This window comes from Altererythrobacter sp. CAU 1778 (assembly GCF_054482795.1).
On sequence record NZ_JBTLRP010000001.1, the window covers coordinates 1,013,049 to 1,031,418 of the forward strand.

19 protein-coding genes are annotated in these 18,370 nt (G+C 65.1%); 6 read left to right on the forward strand and 13 right to left on the reverse strand.

The features are described 5' to 3' along the window. The first annotated feature begins 16 nt into the window (after positions 1 to 16). Positions 17 to 1,006 carry a cobaltochelatase subunit CobS gene (gene cobS, locus ACXYN8_RS04695; RefSeq protein WP_458888153.1) on the forward strand — a complete coding sequence of 330 codons (990 nt, stop codon included), beginning with the start codon at positions 17 to 19 and terminating at the stop codon, positions 1,004 to 1,006. 3 nt (positions 1,007 to 1,009) lie between these two features. Here the strand turns inward: cobS and ACXYN8_RS04700 are convergent, their stop codons facing one another. Then, positions 1,010 to 3,412 carry a putative bifunctional diguanylate cyclase/phosphodiesterase gene (locus tag ACXYN8_RS04700; RefSeq protein ID WP_458888154.1) on the reverse strand — a complete coding sequence of 801 codons (2,403 nt, stop codon included), beginning with the start codon at positions 3,410 to 3,412 and terminating at the stop codon, positions 1,010 to 1,012. A gap of 186 nt (positions 3,413 to 3,598) precedes the next feature. On the opposite strand from ACXYN8_RS04700, the gene ACXYN8_RS04705 reads away from it, so the two are divergent. Next, positions 3,599 to 5,689: a transglycosylase domain-containing protein gene (locus tag ACXYN8_RS04705; RefSeq protein WP_458888155.1), complete on the forward strand. Its 2,091-nt coding sequence runs from the start codon at positions 3,599 to 3,601 to the stop codon at positions 5,687 to 5,689. A 17-nt stretch (positions 5,690 to 5,706) separates the two neighbouring features. On the opposite strand, the gene ACXYN8_RS04710 is transcribed toward ACXYN8_RS04705, so the two are convergent. From ACXYN8_RS04710 to fmt, 3 genes are read right to left on the reverse strand one after another with little or no spacing between them, the layout of a single operon-like run. Beyond that, entirely contained in the window at positions 5,707 to 6,819 is a 1,113-nt protein-coding gene (locus ACXYN8_RS04710) for a zinc-binding dehydrogenase (RefSeq protein WP_458888907.1), read from the reverse strand. Then, positions 6,819 to 7,571: a tRNA pseudouridine(38-40) synthase TruA gene (truA, locus tag ACXYN8_RS04715; RefSeq protein WP_458888156.1), complete on the reverse strand. Its 753-nt coding sequence runs from the start codon at positions 7,569 to 7,571 to the stop codon at positions 6,819 to 6,821. The genes ACXYN8_RS04710 and truA overlap by 1 nt, the downstream gene beginning before the upstream one ends. Next, positions 7,568 to 8,482, reverse strand: a complete 915-nt coding sequence (gene fmt, locus ACXYN8_RS04720) for a methionyl-tRNA formyltransferase (RefSeq protein ID WP_458888157.1) — start codon at positions 8,480 to 8,482, stop codon at positions 7,568 to 7,570. The genes truA and fmt overlap by 4 nt, the downstream gene beginning before the upstream one ends. Positions 8,483 to 8,536: 54 nt before the next feature. Here fmt and recR point away from each other — a divergent pair, with 54 nt between their 5' ends. Together recR and ACXYN8_RS04730 are read left to right on the forward strand one after the other, a co-directional pair. Beyond that, positions 8,537 to 9,133: a recombination mediator RecR gene (gene recR, locus ACXYN8_RS04725; protein ID WP_458888158.1), complete on the forward strand. Its 597-nt coding sequence runs from the start codon at positions 8,537 to 8,539 to the stop codon at positions 9,131 to 9,133. Positions 9,134 to 9,164: 31 nt separating this feature from the next. Then, the gene (locus ACXYN8_RS04730; protein WP_458888160.1) at positions 9,165 to 9,743 is read left to right on the forward strand and encodes a peptide deformylase; all 579 of its coding nucleotides are present in this window, start codon (positions 9,165 to 9,167) and stop codon (positions 9,741 to 9,743) included. Here ACXYN8_RS04730 and ACXYN8_RS04735 read toward each other — a convergent pair. Together ACXYN8_RS04735 and ACXYN8_RS04740 are read right to left on the reverse strand one after the other, a co-directional pair. Further along, entirely contained in the window at positions 9,740 to 10,060 is a 321-nt protein-coding gene (locus tag ACXYN8_RS04735) for a YkvA family protein (RefSeq protein WP_458888161.1), read from the reverse strand. The two genes, ACXYN8_RS04730 and ACXYN8_RS04735, sit on opposite strands and share 4 nt — an antisense overlap. A gap of 49 nt (positions 10,061 to 10,109) precedes the next feature. Beyond that, positions 10,110 to 10,508, reverse strand: a complete 399-nt coding sequence (locus ACXYN8_RS04740) for a four-helix bundle copper-binding protein (RefSeq protein ID WP_458888162.1) — start codon at positions 10,506 to 10,508, stop codon at positions 10,110 to 10,112. Positions 10,509 to 10,600: 92 nt separating this feature from the next. Here ACXYN8_RS04740 and ACXYN8_RS04745 point away from each other — a divergent pair, with 92 nt between their 5' ends. Both ACXYN8_RS04745 and ACXYN8_RS04750 read left to right on the forward strand, forming a co-directional pair. After that, on the forward strand, positions 10,601 to 12,064 hold the full coding sequence (locus ACXYN8_RS04745; protein WP_458888163.1) for a DNA recombination protein RmuC: 1,464 nt from the start codon (positions 10,601 to 10,603) through the stop codon (positions 12,062 to 12,064). Positions 12,065 to 12,172: 108 nt separating this feature from the next. Then, positions 12,173 to 12,889 carry a hypothetical protein gene (locus tag ACXYN8_RS04750; RefSeq protein ID WP_458888164.1) on the forward strand — a complete coding sequence of 239 codons (717 nt, stop codon included), beginning with the start codon at positions 12,173 to 12,175 and terminating at the stop codon, positions 12,887 to 12,889. Between the two features lie 3 nt (positions 12,890 to 12,892). Here the strand turns inward: ACXYN8_RS04750 and ACXYN8_RS04755 are convergent, their stop codons facing one another. The 7 genes from ACXYN8_RS04755 to ACXYN8_RS04785 all read right to left on the reverse strand — a co-directional run bounded on the left by ACXYN8_RS04755 (position 12,893) and on the right by ACXYN8_RS04785 (position 18,205). Next, a complete protein-coding gene (locus ACXYN8_RS04755; protein WP_458888165.1) occupies positions 12,893 to 13,693 on the reverse strand; it encodes a TrmH family RNA methyltransferase in 801 nt (266 codons plus the stop codon). Positions 13,694 to 13,716: 23 nt separating this feature from the next. Further along, positions 13,717 to 13,995, reverse strand: coding sequence for an HPr family phosphocarrier protein (locus tag ACXYN8_RS04760; protein ID WP_458888166.1), 279 nt, complete (start codon positions 13,993 to 13,995; stop codon positions 13,717 to 13,719). Between the two features lie 4 nt (positions 13,996 to 13,999). Then, positions 14,000 to 14,404 (reverse strand): PTS sugar transporter subunit IIA, encoded by a 405-nt coding sequence (locus ACXYN8_RS04765; protein WP_458888168.1) that lies wholly within the window; start codon positions 14,402 to 14,404, stop codon positions 14,000 to 14,002. Positions 14,405 to 14,497: 93 nt separating this feature from the next. Then, positions 14,498 to 15,430 carry an RNase adapter RapZ gene (gene rapZ / locus ACXYN8_RS04770; RefSeq protein ID WP_458888169.1) on the reverse strand — a complete coding sequence of 311 codons (933 nt, stop codon included), beginning with the start codon at positions 15,428 to 15,430 and terminating at the stop codon, positions 14,498 to 14,500. A gap of 45 nt (positions 15,431 to 15,475) precedes the next feature. Next, the gene (locus tag ACXYN8_RS04775) at positions 15,476 to 15,868 is read right to left on the reverse strand and encodes an HPr kinase/phosphorylase (protein ID WP_458888170.1); all 393 of its coding nucleotides are present in this window, start codon (positions 15,866 to 15,868) and stop codon (positions 15,476 to 15,478) included. A 23-nt stretch (positions 15,869 to 15,891) separates the two neighbouring features. Beyond that, positions 15,892 to 17,466: a sensor histidine kinase gene (locus ACXYN8_RS04780; protein WP_458888171.1), complete on the reverse strand. Its 1,575-nt coding sequence runs from the start codon at positions 17,464 to 17,466 to the stop codon at positions 15,892 to 15,894. Next, entirely contained in the window at positions 17,459 to 18,205 is a 747-nt protein-coding gene (locus ACXYN8_RS04785; protein ID WP_458888172.1) for a response regulator, read from the reverse strand. Before ACXYN8_RS04785 ends, ACXYN8_RS04780 begins: the two co-directional genes overlap by 8 nt. Between the last annotated feature and the right edge of the window lie 165 nt (positions 18,206 to 18,370).

Here is an 18,370-nt window from a genome sequence, read left to right on the forward strand (position 1 = left end):
TATAGGCGAAGCCACGATGAACGACATGACCGAAAAGACCTTCGACGCCGGCGACAAGACGCGGCTTTCCGCCCCCGACACGCAGCTTAGCGTGCGGGAAGTCTTCGGCATCGACAGCGACATGATGGTCCCCGCCTTCAGCGAAGCGGACGAGCGGGTGCCCGATTTCGACGAGAACTACGTGTTCGATCCGGACACGACGCTCGCCGTGCTGGCAGGCTTCGCTTACGACCGCCGCGTGATGGTGCAGGGGTACCACGGCACCGGCAAGTCGACCCATATCGAACAGATCGCGGCGCGGCTGAAATGGCCGTGCATCCGCATCAACCTCGATGCGCATATCAGCCGCATCGACCTGATCGGGCGCGATGCCATCGTGCTGCGCGACGGATTGCAGGTTACCGAATTTCGCGAAGGTCTGCTGCCCTGGGCGCTGCAACACCCGGTCGCGCTGGTGTTCGACGAATATGACGCGGGCCGCCCCGACGTGATGTTCGTGATCCAGCGCGTGCTGGAAGCGCAGGGCAAGCTGACGCTGCTCGACCAGAACCGCGTCATCCGGCCAGACCCGAACTTCCGCCTGTTCGCCACCGCCAACACGGTCGGCCTCGGCGATACGAGCGGCCTGTACCACGGCACGCAGCAGATCAACCAGGGCCAGATGGACCGCTGGAGCCTCGTCGTCGCGCTCAACTACCTCGATGCCGAGGTCGAACAGAAGATCGTCGCGGCGAAGAACCCGAATACGGACACAGCGACCATCGCGGACATGATCAAGGTGGCGGCGCTGACGCGGCAGGGCTTCATCAACGGCGACATCTCGACCGTCATGAGCCCGCGCACGGTCATCAACTGGGCGCAGAATGCGGATATCTTCAAGGATGTCGGCTTCGCCTTCCGCCTGACCTTCCTCAACAAGTGCGACGACGCGGAACGCACTCTGGTGGCGGAATACTACCAGCGCGTGTTCGGCGTCGATTTGCCCGAAAGCATCGTCAAGGCGTAAGCCTCAGGCGGCGCGGCCGCCTTGCTTGCGAGCTTCCGTGCTTGCCTGCCCCGGCGCGCGCTGCGCGGCGGCACGCGGACGCGCGATCGGCGTGGCTTCCGCGTCGGTCACGTGTGCACGGGCATGGCCCAGCTTGCTGGCCGGAACCGCCTTGCTGAACAGGAATCCCTGCACCTGCGTGCAGCCCGTCTGGCGCAAGCGCTCCAACTGTTCGGGATTTTCCACCCCTTCCGCCGTGGTCCGCATGTTGAGCTTGCCCGCCAGGCTGACGACCGCTTCCACGATCGCGTCGCTGTCTTCGCGGCTGGCAATGTCGCTGACGAAGCAGCGGTCGATCTTGATCTTGTCGAAGGGGAAGCTGCGAAGATAGTTGAGCGAGGAATAACCCGTTCCGAAATCGTCGAGCGCCACCTGCACGCCAAGCGCGCGGATCTTGTGCAGCAGGGCGATGTTTTCCTCGCTGTCCTTCATCAGCAGGTTCTCGGTGATTTCCAGCTCCAGCCGATGCGGTGCGACGCCGCTTGCGGCCAGCGCGCTGACAACGGTGCCCAGCACCCCGCCGCTGCGCATCTGGGCGGGCGAGAGATTGACCGAAACCGAAAGGTGCTCCGGCCAGTTGGCGCATTCCTGCAAGGCTTCGCGAATGACCCACGCGCCGATGTCGACGATCTGCCCGGTTTCCTCGGCAATCTCGATGAACACCGTCGGGCTGACCTGGCCGCGCGTCGGATGGTTCCAGCGCAGCAGGGCCTCGTATCCGGCGACTTCGCCGGTTTCTAACTCCATCAGCGGCTGGTAATGCAGTTCCAACTCCCGGCGGGCGAGGGCGGCGCGCAGGTCCAGCTCCATGGAGCGGCGATCCTGCACCTCGGTCTGCATCGCGGGATCGAACACGCTGGCCCCGCGCCTACCACGCGACTTTGCGTCGTAGAGAGCAAGGTCGGCAGCGCGCAGGACGTCTTCGCCCTCCAGCCCGTTATCGGGTGCGAAGGCGACGCCGACGCTCGCGCCGATCGGCATGACCTGGCCTTCGATGACGATCGGCTGATCCATCGCCGTGACGATGGCTTCCGCAGCCTTCAGCGCCTGCGTCCGGTCGTCGAGGCGGTCGAACAGCACCGCGAACTCGTCGCCGCCGAGGCGCGCAACCATCGCGCGGGTTTCGACCGAAGCTTCGATCCGGCGACTTGCTTCCGCCAGCACGCGGTCGCCGGTTTCGTGGCCGTATGTGTCGTTGATCGCCTTGAAGTGATCGAGATCAATATAGAGAACGGCCGAGACGTCCCCCGCTTCGCGCCGCGCGAAGCAGCGCTTCAGGGTCGTGGCGAACAGGCTGCGGTTGGGCAGATTGGTCAGCACATCGTAATGCGCCATGTAGGTAACCTTCTCCTCCGCCTGTCGGGTCCGCGTGACGTCGGCGATGAACCCGCGCCAGCAGTCCAGTTCGCCATCGGCATGGTAGACCGGGCGGGCGGAAATCGACCACCACCGCTGCTCGCCTTCGATCTGCAACGGCAGGACGAGGTTGCGGAAGGTGGCCTCGCGGTCGCCGATCTCGCGCAGTTCCTCGCGCTGCGGGCTGTCGTCGAACAGCAGCGACAGGCGCAGTCCGTCGAGATGCTCCGGCTTGCACTTCGCCGCTGCGCAGAACCGGCGATTGGGGCGCAGGATGCGGCCTCCCGCGTCGCATTCGAACAGCCAGTCGCTCCCGTCCTCGTCATACTGGTTTAGCAGCAGCTGGATGGTCTCGTTCGCTTCGCTCAGCGTGCGGGTCCGCAGGCGGCGGGTGGCGAACATGTAGTGCAGGTTGAACAGCGCCCAGTGGAGAAACAACGGGCCGAATGCCACGGTGCCCAGCGTGATGAGGTTCGGCCCACCACCCCGAATGGCGAGCGGGACGATGATCGCGAGCGACTGGATGATGGCAGCCAGCAGCGACCGCTTGGGCATGGCGATCATGCACATGCTGTCGACCACCATGATGATCACTCCTGCCGCCACCAGCGGCAGGACCATCGGGTCTGGCGCGAATGCCGTCGCGAGCGCCATCGGGATCGACCAAGACATAGCGCGGATGACCACCAGGTGCCTCAGGGCGCGGTAAATCTCGGAGCTGGAGCGGGTCTGCGCCGCGATCATGCGTTCGATGTGCCATTGGCGCAGGATGATCGCGGCACCCATCACGCCGACCGCTGCAGCGAATACGAACGGCAGGAACAGTTGTAGCACGACGACGCACAGCACGGTCCGCGCTATGTCGTAACGCAAATAGGGGAAGGCCGCGGTGTGATTGAGCTTGCACTGGGCCCACCAGTCCGCATCCCGCGCGGGAACCTTGTGCTCGATCAGATCGAGCAGCAACAACGATCTGATTTTCGGCTTCTTCAGCCAGTTCGAAAATGACATTTGCGACCCGATTTCTTACCGTTGTCCCAAGCGTTACGCGGGGTTCGTAAAGAATGGCTTTATGGCACCGGCTTTGTGACATCTCCTGTTAATGGGCTGTATGGGTACGCCGCCAGTTCGAGGGAATCAGAGTGCCTCGCCTTGCCAAATCCGCAAAGTGTATTATTGAGCTAACACAGCATGGATATGCGATCTCATTCCCCCAACCGAAAGCGCTGGTCACGGACCAGGCGCAGCGATTTCGATCGCTTGTGGGAGCGTAGCTGGCTCGACCGTGTGCTCGGCGTTCACGTCGGGGAGGCCGGATACGATGATCCCGAGGATCAGTATTTCGACCCGGTAGAGACCGAGACCCGCAAGCGCGGGCGGTGGTTCTGGACCTCCCGCGCGATGGCCGTGGTGTTTGGCCTTCTCATCCTCATCGTTGCTTGGCTGGCGGTCACAGCGCCGCTCAACAAGTCGCTCGAACCCATTGCGCCGCCGCAGATCACGCTTCTGGCAAGCGACGGCACGCCCATCGCTCGCAACGGCGCGGTGGTGGAAGCTCCGGTCGAGGTGGCGAAGCTGCCGGCTCATGTGATCGAACCGTTCATCGCGATCGAGGACCGTCGCTTCTACGACCACTGGGGCGTCGATCCGCGCGGCATCGCCCGCGCAGCATGGACCGGGCACGGCGGCGGGTCGACCATCACCCAGCAGCTCGCCAAGTTCACCTTCCTGACGCCCGAACGCAGCATGACCCGCAAGGCGCGCGAGATGCTGATCGCGTTCTGGCTGGAAAGCTGGCTGACGAAGGACGAGATTCTCGAACGCTATCTCTCCAACGCCTATTTCGGCGACAACACCTATGGCCTGCGCGCGGCGAGCCTGCATTATTTCTATCGCCAGCCGGAAAAGCTGAAGCCCGAACAGGCAGCTATGCTGGCAGGGCTGTTGCAGGCCCCGTCGCGCCTGGCACCGACGCGCAATCCCGATCTTGCCGCCAAGCGGATGAAGCTGGTGGTCGGATCGATGGTCGCGGCCGGCTATCTGACGCAGGCTGAGGCGGACCGGATGCGCGTGCCTGCCATCGACGTGCGGGCCAGCAACGACCTGCCTACCGGCACCTATTTCGCCGACTGGGCGCTGCCGCAGGCGCGCACGCAGTCGGAGGTCGGCTATGCTCGCCAGACGCTCACCACGACGCTCGACGCGCGGTTGCAGCGGCTCGCCGGCGATGTCGTGCGCCGCGCGCCGCTGGGCGAGGCTCAGGTGGCGCTGGTCGCCATGCGGACCAATGGCGAGGTCGTGGCGATGATCGGGGGGAAGGATTACGCCAAGTCGTCCTTCAACCGCGCCACCCAAGCGCGGCGACAGCCCGGCTCGACCTTCAAGCTGTTCGTGTATCTGGCCGCCCTCGACGAAGGGTGGGATCCGGACGACACGATCGACAACAGCCCGATCGAGCAAGGCAGCTACCGTCCCAAGAACGTCAATGGCGGCTATTCGGACGGCATCACGCTGGCCGACGGTTTCGCGCAGTCGAGCAATGTCGCGGCCGTGCGTCTCTACAACGAAGTCGGCAGCCAGGACGTGATCACGATGGCGCGAAAGCTGGGGGTGACTTCACCGATCCCGGCGGGCGACCCCAGCGTTGCGCTGGGCACCGCAAGCACCACGCTGCTCGAACTCACCAGCGCCTACGCCGCCGTGGCGGGCAATCAGATGCCGGTGGTGGCGCATGGCATCGCCAAGGAAGAGCAGGGTTGGCTCGATTGGTTGGTGAGCGGACCGTCCAGCCTTTCAGGCCGCGAACACAGCGATATGCAGGCAATGCTGCGGCAGGCGGTCAATCGCGGAACGGGCCGTGCGGCCATGCTGCCCATCGCCAATTACGGGAAGACCGGGACGACGCAGGACAATCGCGACGCGCTGTTCGTCGGCTACGCCGGCGATCTGGTCGTCGGTGTGTGGATCGGCAATGACGACAACTCCCCGCTGAGAGGCATTTCGGGCGGCGGCCTGCCAGCGCGCATCTGGAAGGATTTCATGCGCGGTGCCCTGCAACTCGCGCCTGCACGGCCTGCTCCCAGGCCGAGTGCTCAGCCGGCCGAAGATCCCGGAACGCCGGTCGAACCGCTCGACGTGCCGGAGGAAGCGGACATTCCGCTGGGCGATCGCACGCGTTTGCGCGTCCGCGATGGGGAAGGGGTCACTGTCTCGACCGAGATCGAAGGCGTGAACCTCGACTTCCGGCTCGACGAGAACGGCTTGCAGGTGGATGCGCCCGACAACTAGCCGGGCGCATCGATCCATCAGCCTTGCGGCGTGACGAGATATTTCTCGCCCGTGCGCATCGCGCGGTAGGTGGTCGCAGCTTCCTTGGTCAGCATGCCTTCCAGGTCCACCTTGGCGCTGTAGTTGCTGGCGAAGGTCGTGGTGAGATTGTCGAGAACGCGCTTGCGCATCCGTCCGACCACTTCCGGTCCCGCCTGACCCATGAACGGCGTCAGCAGCCAGCCGGACAGGGTCCAGCCGAAGCCGTAGCTGGGGCTGAGAATCGTCGGGCTCAGGTCCAGCCTGCCATAGATATACATCCGCTTCTGCTGGTTGGAGCCGTAGCGGTTGTAGTCCTTCATCTTGGCCGTGGCGACCTGCTCCATCGCCTTGAAGCAAGCATCGACCATCGTTCCGCCGCCGATCGGATCGAAGCCCATGTAGGCGTCCGCCGCGTCGATCGCGGTACGCAGTTGCGACATGAAATCGTCGTCAGACGAGTTGACCACGTGCTCCGCGCCGAGGCCCTTCAGCAGATCGACCTGGCTTTCCTTGCGGACGACGTTCACCAGCGGCATCCCGTCTTCCTGGCAGATCTTGAGCAACATCTGGCCGAGGTTGGAGGCAGCGGCCATGTGTACCAGCCCGCTGAAGCCTTCCATTTTCGCGGTCTCGGTAAAGCCGAGAGCGGTCATGGGATTGACGAAGCTGCTCGCCCCGTCTTCCGCCGTGTGGTCGCCCAGCGGCAGGCAAAAGCCCGCATCGGCAATCGCGTACTGGCTGTAGGCGTGCCCCGGAACGCAGGCGACACGCTGGCCCATCAGTGCCTTGGCCGCATCGCTGTCGCCGGTCGCGATGACCGTGCCCGCGCCCTCGTTGCCCACCGGCAGGCGCTGGCCGTGACGGGCCTTCATACCGGACAGGAAGGGTTCGGGCATATCCGCGACGATCTTGCCTGGCGAATATTCCGCATTGTCGAGATCGGCCTGGCCGAACAGCAGTGCAAGGTCGCTCGGGTTGATCGGCGCCGCTTCCATTTTCACCAGCACCTGGTTCCCGGTTGGATCGGGGAAGCTCGCATCCGCCACCTCGACGGTCAGTTTGCCGCCGGGGTCCAGCGTCGTGAATATCTGCTTGCCTGTAGTTGCCATCATTCTCTCTCCTCTGGGTAAATCGCTTCGATGAAGTAAAGGCCGTGCGGCGGGGCGTTCAACCCCAGGGCGCCGCGGTCGCGCGCCTTCAGCGCGTCGGCCATGTCCTCGACCCGCCAGCGGTCGAGCCCGACCAGCGCGAGGCAGCCGACCATCGAGCGGACCTGATGGTGCAGGAAGCTGCGTGCGTCGGCTTCGATATGCACTTCCTCTCCCCGTCGCGACACGTCGAGCCGGTCGAGCGTTTTGACCGGGTCTTTCGCTTGGCAATGGACGGAGCGGAAGGTGGTGAAATCGTGGCGTCCGACCAGCGCCTGCGCGGCTTTGTGCATGGCATCTGCATCGAGTTCGCGCGGCTCGTGCCAGACCTTCCCGGCATCGAGGGCGGGCGGGGCACGGCGATTTAGGATGCGGTAGAGGTAACGGCGGCCCGTGCAGGAAAAGCGCGCGTGCCAGTCGTCCGGCTTCGCCTCGACATGGGTGACGGCGATCGGCTGGGGGCGTAGCTTCGCGTTCAGCGCCTCCTTCAGCCGGAACGGGGTGAGGTCCTTTTCCACATCGATGTGGCTGCGCATTGCGAGAGCGTGCACACCGCTGTCGGTGCGCCCGGCGGAGTGCATCGTGATCGCTTCGCCCGTCACGGCATGGGCAGCCTCTTCCACCGCCTGCTGCACGCTCGGCCCATGGTCCTGCCGTTGCAGGCCGAAGAACGGCCCACCGTCGAATTCCAGGGTCAGCGCGAAACGGGTCAAGCGAGCACCGTGCCCTTGGCAATGGCGCGACCGCGTTGGAATTCCTCCGCGCTCATCGCGGGCTTTCCGGCGCGCTGGAGCCGCAGCGCCCGGATCGCGCCGGTGCCGCAGGCGATGGCGAGGGTGTCGTCCAAGACGGTACCAGCGCTTTCTGCGGGGAAAGCAGCATCGCAAACTTCCGCCAGCAGCAGCTTCACCCGCTCCCCGTCCGCTTCGAACCATGCGCCCGGGAAGGGTGCCAGCCCGCGCACCTTGCGTTCGATGGTTTCCGCGTCCTCGGTCCAATCGATGCGCGCTTCCGCCTTGTCGATCTTGGCTGCGTAGGTGGCTGCCTCGTCGTCTTGCGCCACCGGCACGTGGATGGCCAGATCACGCAAGGCGCCGACCATGGCCTGCGCGCCGGTTTCCGCCAATTCCTGCGTCAGTTCGCCGGTGGTCTTTCGTTCGATCGGAGTGCGCACGGTGGACAGCATCGGCCCGGTGTCGAGCCCCGCTTCCATTTGCATGATGGTGACGCCGGTGGTGCGATCGCCCGCCATCACCGCGCGGTGGATCGGCGCGGCCCCGCGCCAACGCGGCAGGATGGAGGCGTGGACGTTGAGACAGCCGTGTCTGGGCGCATCGAGGATCGGTTGCGGCAGGATCAGGCCATAGGCCGCGACCACGGCGACGTCCGCCTCCAGCGCGGCGAACCGCGCCTGTTCCTCGGCTGACTTGAGCGAGGTGGGCGAGCGCACTTCGAGGCCAAGCATTTCCGCCGCCACCTGCACGGGGGAGGGCTGTTCCTTCTTGCCCCGGCCCGCGCGGCGCGGCGGCTGGGTATAGACACACACGATCTCGTGCGCGGCGTGATGGAGCGCGCGCAGCGTCGGTACGGCGAATTCGGGCGTTCCCATGAAGATGATGCGCATAATCCGGCCCTGCGGACTTCCGCCGCGCGGGGCAAGCCCCTATCTTTGCCACCTATGGCTTCGCAGGAAATCGAGACGCTCAGCGCCACGCTGGCCCGGCTACCCGGCCTCGGCCCCCGCAGCGCACGCCGCGCGGTGCTGTGGCTGGTCAAGCGGCGGGACAGCAGCCTTGGCCAGCTGATCGACGCGCTTGCCGCCGTTCAGGGCACGCTGGTCGAATGCGAAATCTGCGGCAATGTCGACACGCGCAACCCCTGCGGCATCTGTGCCGACGCCAGGCGCGATACCCGAAGCATCTGCGTGGTGGAGGACGTCGCCGACCTGTGGGCACTCGACCGCGCGAAGCTCTTTACCGGCAAGTACCACGTGCTCGGCGGGCGCCTGTCCGCGCTGGAAGGCGTGCGGCCCGAAGACCTCGCCATCGGTCCTTTGATCGAGCGTGTGCGCGCTGGCGGAGTCGATGAAGTCGTGCTTGCGATGAACGCCACGCTGGAAGGGCAGACGACCGCCCATTACATTGCCGAGCGGCTGGAGGACTTCCCCGTCCGCATCACCCAGCTCGCCCACGGCCTGCCGGTGGGTGGGGAACTGGATTATCTGGATGAAGGCACGCTGGCGCAGGCTTTGCGGGCAAGGCGACCGGTATCTTGATAGCGGCGCGGCCTGCGACTATCTTGCCGGCATGGCCATACGCGAAATTCTCGAAGCGCCGGATCCCCGGCTGAAGCAAGTCAGCAAGCCCGTCGAAACCTTCGACGATTCGCTGAAGACCCTCGTCGACGACATGTTCGACACCATGTACGACGCGCACGGAATCGGACTTGCCGCGATCCAGGTGGGCGAACCGATCCGGCTGCTGGTGATCGACCTGCAGGAACCCGACATGGATGCAGAGCCGGAAGATTGCGGCCACGACCATGGGGACGGGCAGGGCAGTCACAAGCATTATCCCGTCAAGAACGAGCCGCGCGTGTTCGTGAACCCTGAAATCCTCGACCCGGCAGAAGAAACCGCGACCTATCAGGAAGGTTGCCTCTCGGTGCCGGAGATCTACGCCGACGTGGAACGCCCCGCGACCTGCCGCGTGCGCTGGCAGGACCTTGAGGGCAATACGCATGAAGAGGCTATGGAAGGGTTGATGGCGACCTGCATCCAGCACGAGATGGACCATCTCGAAGGCATCCTCTTCATCGATCACCTCAGCCGTCTGAAGCGCAGCATGGCGATGAAGAAGCTCAACAAGCTGCGCGCCGCCGCCTAGCCGAACCGCCACCATACGGCGATCGCAGTCAGACCGGACAACCAGATCGCCAGCACAGCAAAAAGCCCCGCCATCGAGCGGGGCTTTTCGTATGCGGCGGCTTGATTGCGAAGTTCCGCGAGCAGCGGAGCGGGGATCAGACGTCGCGCCAGCCAGATGCCGGCAGGCACGATCAGCAGATCGTCCAGCAGGCCGAGGATGGGAATAAAATCGGGAATAAGGTCGATCGGCGACAACGCATAGGCAGCCACCGCACCTGCCACCATTTTCGCAGCCAGCGGAACGCGAGGATCGCGCGCCGCCAGCCACATTGTCATGACCTCGGCCTTGAGCGCTTTGGCCCAGGCCTTCAGTCGCGCGAGCAAATCAGGCGGCCTCGACCATTCCCTGCAATGCCTTGGTGCAATCTTCCATGCACTCGCGGCACATCTTTTCGCAGCGACGGCAATGGTCGTTGTCGTGCTTCGCGCATTCCTCCGCGCAGACCTTGCAGGCAATGATGCAGGCTTCGAGCAGCGACTTGATGACGACGGTGTTCCCCGCCGTGCGGCGCGCTGCAACCCTGCTGACCGCCTGGCAGATGTCCGAACAGTCGGAACACTTGCGGATGCATTCCGACATATCGCCGGATTCCGCGTTGCAGGCGTCGGCGCAGCTGTTGCAGATCGCCGCGCAATACATGGCGTGCTTGATCGCCTCTCCTAGCTGGTCGTTGTAATCGGCACCCACCTGCGGATGCTCGCGGATCATTTCCTTGATCGACATTCGTATCTCCTTTGCCGGACTAGCGAACCGGGCGGGGGATTTGTTCCGGCGCGGCGCTTTGACTGTGTCATCGTTCCAGCTATGTTCCCGGCATGGATATCATCGCCTTGCTTTTGATTCTGGTGGCCCTGGCGTTCGGCGGCGGGCTTGGCTGGTTCGTCGGTTCGCGGCCGGTGGCCGAGTGGAAGTCGCGCCATGCCGAACGCGACGCAACCGCTCGCGACCTCGACGAGAAATTCCGCAAGGCGATCGTCGATCTGGAGGGTGCGAGCGTCCGCGCATCGCGTGCCGACGAGCTGGGCGTATCGCTGGACACGGTACGGGGGGAGCGGGAACAGCTCGCCAACCGGCTGGCTTCCTTCGAAAGCGCTGCCGAAGCGCGCGAAAAGGCGCTGCAGGACCGCTTGCTCGATCAGGAACGGCACTTCGAGCGTGAGTTCAAGCGCCTGGTCGAGGCAGAGGAAAAGCTGCAGGCCAAGTTCAACGAGATCGGCGAGAAGGTGCTTGCCGGCGCGAACGCGAAGTTTCTCGAAGGCGCGCAGGGTCGGCTGGAAGCGCTCAACAAGGCGAACCTCGATGCGCTGGAAAAGAAAGTCGGGCCGGTGGGCGAGACGCTCGACCGTTATCGTAAGCGGGTGGAAGAGCTGGAGAAGAACCGCTCCGAGGCATGGCACCAGTTGCAGGGCGTGATCGGCGAAGTGCGCGCCGGGCAGGAACGGGTCGTCGAAGGGGCCAACCGCATCACCACGACCCTGCGCGGCGCAACCAAGGCACGCGGCGACTGGGGGGAATTGCAACTCGCCAACCTGCTGGAAAGCTGCGGTCTCTACGACAAGGCAGACTTCAACTTCCAGACCAGCGTGAAGGACGAAAACGGCGCCAATCTACGGCCCGACGCCGTGATCAACATTCCCGGCAACAAGCGGCTGGTGGTCGACGTGAAGAACGTCTTCAACACCTATGCCCGCGCCAACGAGGCGGAGAACGAGGAAGAGCGTCTCGAACTCCTGCGCGGCCACGCGCGAGAACTCCGGACCCATATCGATGACCTGTCGGGCAAGCGCTATCAGGATCACGTCCCCGGTTCGGCCGATTTCGTCGTCATGTTCGTGCCTGGGGAACACGTGCTCTACGCAGCCCTCACGCAGGACAACGGCCTGCTCGACTATGCGCTCAAGAAGCAGATCGTCCTGTCCAGCCCGCTCAACTTCATGTCGATCGCGCTGACGGTCAGCACCGTCTGGCGGCAAGCGGGTGTCCAGGCTGACGCGCAGGAAATCGCGAAGTTGGGCAAGGAGCTTTACGATCGTCTCGGCGTGGTCGCGGGGCATCTCGGATCGCTCCGCAAATCGCTTTCCACGACCAACCAGCATTTCGACCGGTTGGTCGGCAGCTTCGACACCAATCTGCGCCGCACCGGCGAACGGTTCGAGGAGTTGAGCCTCGACACCAGCGCCCAGGATTTGACCGAGGCACTGCCGATCGGACATCAGCCGCGGCGGCTGTCCAACTTCTCCGAAGACGAAGGGGTTATCCCGACCGATCACGACGGCTGACGCGCTGCGTCGTTCATATTGCCGCAATTACGGGTTTGAATAGTGCGCCCGCGTCCCCATCTGGCGCGCACTGCCCGATGACAGGCCAGACCCAGGAGTCGATGACCGATGCGCCGCAATTTCACCTTCGCTCTGGCCAGCCTGCTTGCCCTGTCCGCCTGCGATCGCAGCGATCCGCCTTCGGACTCGATCAAGAACGCGATGGACACCGCTGTCGAGGAAGTCGCCGGCACCGCCCCCGCGAAGATGGCCGAGGGGCCGTTCGCTCCGCAAGATGGCTGCGCCGATCTCGAGGGTGCAGCGGAGTTCCGCAATCGCCTCGCGCAGGCGGTCGAAGCGCGTGACACGGCTGCACTGCTGGCGCTGACATCGGATGATGTGCGGCTCGATTTCGGCGGAGGCTCCGGTCACGCGACACTGAGCGAGCGGCTCGGCGACAGCGAATACGGCCTCTGGAAGGAACTGGAGGCTATCCTGCCCCTCGGCTGCGCCCTTGCGGAAGGCGGGGGAATCGTGATGCCGTCCTATTTCGCAAAGACACTCGGCTCGCGCGATGCGACGATGTCGATGATCGTCACCGGAGAGCGGGTGCCGCTGCACAAGGCAGCCACAGCCAATTCCGAAGTCTTGCAGTCCATCTCGTGGGACGCGGTGGAGCTCGATGGCGGGCTGCGTCCGGATCAGGAATTCCAGAAGGTCCGCCTGATCGACGGAACCGAAGGCTTCATCGAAACGGCAATGCTTCGCAGCTATCTCGCCCACCGCCTGCTGGCGAGCAGCCGTGACGGGATATGGGCCATCACCGCTTTCGTCGCTGGCGACTGAACCCTATTCGTCGAGGGCGGCCAGCACTTCGTATGCAAGCACGGCTGCCGCGACCGCAGCGTTCAGGCTGTCGGCGCGACCGCGCATCGGCATGGTGACGCGCAGGTCGCAGGCCATCTCGTAAGCTTCGGGCAGGCCCTGCGATTCGTTGCCCACCATGACGAAGCACGGCGCGGCGTAGGGCGCGGCGCGATAGGGCTGCGCCTGCCGCAGCGATGCCGCGACGAGTTGCCCTGGCCCGGCGCGCAACCACGGCTCGAACTCGTCCCATCGCGCACGCGCAACGGGGATGGTGAAGATAGCGCCCATGCTGGCGCGCACGGCTTCCACGCTGAACGGATCGGCGCAATCGTCGAGCAGGATGAGACCGCCCGCTCCGACCGCGTCGGCGGTGCGGAGCATGGTGCCAAGGTTGCCCGGATCGCGCAGTTCCTGCGCCACCAGCCAGATCGGCGCGCTCGTCCGGTCCAGCGTGTCGAGCGAGGTGTCCCATTCCGCGAAGGCGCCCGCGACCGCCTGCGGATTGTCCTTGCCCGTGATCTTGGACAGGATGTCGCGACTGGTCTCGATCACCTCGCCGCCCGCCGCCGCCACGTCCGCTTCCAGTGCGGCCAGCAAGGGATGCGGATCGCGCCCTTCCGCCATCACCAGCTTTTGCGGGAGCCGCCCGCCCTCGCGCGCGTCGGTCAGCAAGCGTAACCCCTCGGCCAGAAACGCAGATTCGCGCCGCCGGTGCTTCTTGTCGCGCAGGCTGCGCAGGTATTTGACGGTAGGGTTGGAAAAGCCGGTGATGGAACGGCGCATGGCGCGCGTGCCTTTCGTGAATGTCAGGGTTCGCCGAAGCCGTCTTCGACCAGCGCCGCAAGCTTGGCGAGCGTCGCGTCGGCGTCGGGACCGGAACAGCAGATTTCGATCGTGTCGCCCTTGGCCGCGCCGAGCATCATGAGTCCGAGGATCGAGCCGCCTGCCGCCGTGCTGCCGCTGCGGATCACGCTGACCTGTTCGCCTTCGGGCAATTCCGCCACGGCGCCAACGAACTTGGCGCTCGCCCGCGCGTGAAGGCCGCGCTGGTTGACGATGGTGACCTCACGTCTCGCCTCGGCCACCGGGTCAGGCCTCCTGCCCCAGGAACTCGGACGCGACGGTAATGTAGCTGCGCCCGGCATCGCGCGCGGCAGCGACCGCGTCGAACAGCGTCATTGCCTTGCGCGCCCCGGCAAGGCGTATCAGCATCGGCAGGTTGATCCCGGCGATCACCTCGACCCGGCCCGGATCGAGCAACGAGATCGCGAGGTTGGAGGGCGTGCCCCCGAACAGGTCGGTGAGGATGATCGCACCCTTGCCGGCATCCACTTCGTTCACCGCGGTGCGGATTTCGCGGCGGCGGCTCTCCATGTCGTCGTTGGGGCCGATGCAGACGGCGACGATCGCTTCCTGCTTGCCCACCACGTGTTCCATGGCGTGGATGAACTCGTCGGCGAGATTGCCGTGAGTCACCAGAATTAGACCAATCATACTCGGGAAGATCTTTCCATCAGTCGCACGGGCGGCATCACATCACGTGACGCGCGGAGCCCCACTGGCTGCTCGATGTTCTGGTTAACGACGTCATGCAGCAGGCTTTCCCTCGACCAGATCGGCGGCGCGCGATTGCAAATTTCGATGCTGCACCGTGGGCGAAAATCCCGTCTCGCGCAAGGTCTGCGCCATCGCCTCGGCGCAGAAGACGCTGCGGTGTCTCCCCCCGGTACAGCCGAAAGCGAGATGGACGTAAGGTTTTCCCTGTTCGCGGAACCGGGGCAGCACAGTCGTTACGAGCTGGACGATCGCGCCGAACGCCTCGGCAAAGGCCGGATCGGCGCGGATGTGGTCCTGCACCGCCGCGTCCTGCCCCGTCTGTTCTCGCAGATCGTCCTGCCAGTGTGGATTGTCGAGGAAGCGCATGTCGAACACGTAATCGGCGACCGGCGGCATGCCGCGCGCAAAACCGAAGCTGCTGACCGTGATGGTGAGATCCTGTCCGCTGCCGTCGGAGAATTGCGCGCGCACGGCGTCCTGCAATTCCTTGGCGGAGAAGGGGCTGGTGTCGATCAGCAGGTCAGCCCAGCGGCGCAGCGGCGCGAGCAGGTCCCGCTCTGCCGCGATGCCTGATTCCGCTGGCATGTCGACCGCGAGCGGGTGGCGCCGGCGTGTTTCGTTGAAGCGGCGGACAAGCTCCGCATCCGAGCAATCGAGGAACAGCGTCGTCAGCTCTATATCGTCGCGCCCGGCCAGTTCCTTGACCTGTTCGATGATCTGGTGCGGCGCGAAGCCGCGCGTGCGGGCATCGAAGCCGATCGCGAGCGGGGCGGGGGGCGCAGCATCGGAACGGGATGCCCCAGGCTCCAGCACTCGGTCGAGCAGCCGGATCGGGAAATTGTCCAGCGTCTCCCAGCCAAGATCCTCCAGCTCGTTGAGCGCGGTGGATTTCCCCGCGCCGAGCAGGCCGGTCAGCAGGAGCACACGGTGGCGCTGAGGAGACGAATCGGACGGCACTGCCATCCTTGTGCGCGTGACGGGCGCGGTTTGAAAGGCGCTAAACTTTAGTCAGCCCGGCAAGCCGTGGAGGCGCATGGCCCATTCGCAGCGCAGGGGCAGGGTGGCGAGATCGGGGTAGAGCGTGAGCGCAGGCAGCATCGTTCCGCAAAGCGCGCTCCGCTCCGCGGTCTCCACGAAACGCGGCGCGTGTGCACTCAGACGGATGCGGAGGCCCAGCGGCGCGGACGTGGCGGGCAGTTCCGCGATGCCGACCCCCCGGATTTCCAGCTTGCCCGCAATGGTCGGGGCGGGGTGGGCGATCAGCTGACCGGCGCGCTCCTCCAGCAAAACGCCGTCGTCGCCCACCAACATGGCGCCGCGATCGATCAGCGCCAGCGCGAGGCTGGATTTGCCGCTACCCGGTTCGCCCTCGATCAGCAGGCCACGCCCCCCGATTGCCACGCAGCTCGCGTTGGGCAGCGGAATCATCGTTCGGCAGCGGCAGGCAGTTCGAGGATGAAGCAGGCGCCCGGCTTGCCGTCGTGCCGATCCTCTACCCGCAGGCTGCCGTCATGCGCCTCCGCAATTCCGCGCGCGATGGCGAGGCCGAGGCCTGAGTGACTGCCGAAATCCTCGGTGTCGGGGCGTTCGGAATGGAAGCGAGCGAAGATCTTTTCGCGCTGGTCCTCCGAAACGCCCGGCCCGTCGTCACACACCGAAAGCTGGACGATCTCGTCGCTGGTGAAGACCTTGACCTGCAGCACGCCGTCCGGCGGAGAGAAGGACACCGCGTTATCGAGCAGATTGTCGATTATCATCTCGAGCCGCACTGGCACGCCCATCACCGTTGCCGGTGGTACGCCCACGCGTCGGGTCTCGACGGTGATATCGGCATTCTCGTGCCGCTCGCGCCGCGCTTCCAGAATGGCGCCGACCAGCTTGTCGAGGTCGATCGGCTCGAAGACGGCACGGCTGATTTCCGCGTCCACCCGGCTCGCGTCGGAGATTTCCGTGACCAGCCGGTCGATCCGCCGGACATCGTGCGTGGCAATGTCCATCAGCTGGGTGCGAAGTTCGGGCGCTTCGACCTTGCCCAGCGATTCGAGCGCGCTGCGAAGGCTCGCCAGCGGGTTCTTGATTTCATGCGCGACGTCGGCGGCGAAGCTTTCGGTCGAATCGATCCGTTGGCGCAGCGCTGTGGTCATGTCGGAGATGGCGCGGGCAAGCAGGCCGATCTCGTCGCGGCGCTGCGGCAGGCGCGGCACCTCGACCTCGCGGTCGCGGCCAAGCCGGACGCGGACCGCTGCCTGCACCAGATCGCGCATCGGCTGCACGATGGTTCGGGCAAGGAACAGGGATAGCAGGACCGACACGGTGAAGGCACCCAGCACGGCCAGCAGGATCGCGCTGCGCCCTTCGCGCACGTCGTCTGCCAGTTCCAGATCGTTTCGCATGGTGAGCAGCATCGCGCCGTCGGTGCCGACCGGCGCGGCGGTGGTGATCACCGGGCTGCCGTCCGGCGCGGTGCGAAGGAAGACCTGGCTGCGGGCCTGTTCGCGCGCGGCGATGATTTCCGGCCAGCTGTCCTGCTCGTCCGTCGCCGGTTCCTCATAGGGAGAGATCGCCTTGCGCCGCAGCAGCGTGTCGATGGCAAGATCGATCCGCTGGCCGAGATCCTCGGTCCAGCTTTCGGTCTTGGGATCGCGGAAGGCGAAGCTCGGATCGTCGAGCGTGAAGCTGTCGTAGGCCAGCCCGCCGCCGGGATTGTACAGCCGCAGCCGCAGGCGCTGTTCCTTGCCGATCTGCACCAGCAGCGCGCGAATACGCTCCTGCTTCGCGCCCGCCAGCGCCTCGGCGGTGATCTGCGCCTCGCTCAACGCAAGGTCGTAGCGGCCTTCCGTCTGCTGGTTGCGGTAGAAATCGAGATACAGGATGCTGCCGGCCAGGATCGCCACCGCGACCAGATTGACCAGCAGGAAGCGCGTCGTCAGCGAAGTCCAGCGCGACCAGGCGCGCGGGCCGGTTCGCAGCGCCCGGAGGCGCGTGGCAGTGTCAGCCATCGTTATAGCTGTAACCCGCACCATAGAGCGTATCGATCGCCCCGAATTCCGGGTCCACCGCGCGGAACTTGCGCCGCAGACGCTTGATGTGGCTGTCCACCGTCCGGTCGTCGACGAAAACGTCGTCGGGGTAGGCGGCGTCCATCAGCTGATTGCGGCTGCGGATGACGCCGGGCCGCTGAGCGAGCGCCTCCAGTATGAGAAATTCGGTCACCGTCAGCGAAACGTGCTTGCCGTCCCATTCGACGCGGTGGCGCGACGGGTCCATGTGCAGCCGCCCGCGCTGGAACGTGCCCGCGGGAGCATCGCCGCTGGTCTCGTCCCGCTCCACGGCGGGCGAAAGGCGGCGCAGGATCGCGCGGATGCGGGCGATCAGCAGGCGCTGGCTGAAAGGCTTGGCGATGTAATCGTCCGCCCCCAGCGTCAGGCCCAGTTCCTCGTCCCGCTCATCGTCCTTGCTGGTCAGGAAGATCACCGGCAGGTCGGACTTCTCGCGCAGGCGGCGCAGCAGTTCCAGCCCGTCCATGCGCGGCATCTTGATGTCGAACACGGCCAGGTCGGGCGGATTTTCTTCCAGGGCTTTCAAGGCGGAGGCACCGTCGGAATAGACCCGTGTGGCGTAACCTTCTTCCTGCAGGGCAATGGAAATCGTCGTCAGGATATTGCGATCGTCATCGACCAGCGCGATCACCTGCCGCTCGGTTGCCTGCTCGTCCTCGATCTGCGCCTGCGTAGCCATATCCAGGCGTCCTAGCGCGCAGCGCGCAAACCGACAATGTCGCGATTGATAGCATTGCTTGATAGCATTGATTGGCGGGCAAATTGACGTTCGGGCAGCGCTTGTCTATGCGGCACCCGACCGGTGCGCGCATTCGTATGCGCCACCTCGCAGCCGACCCATTCT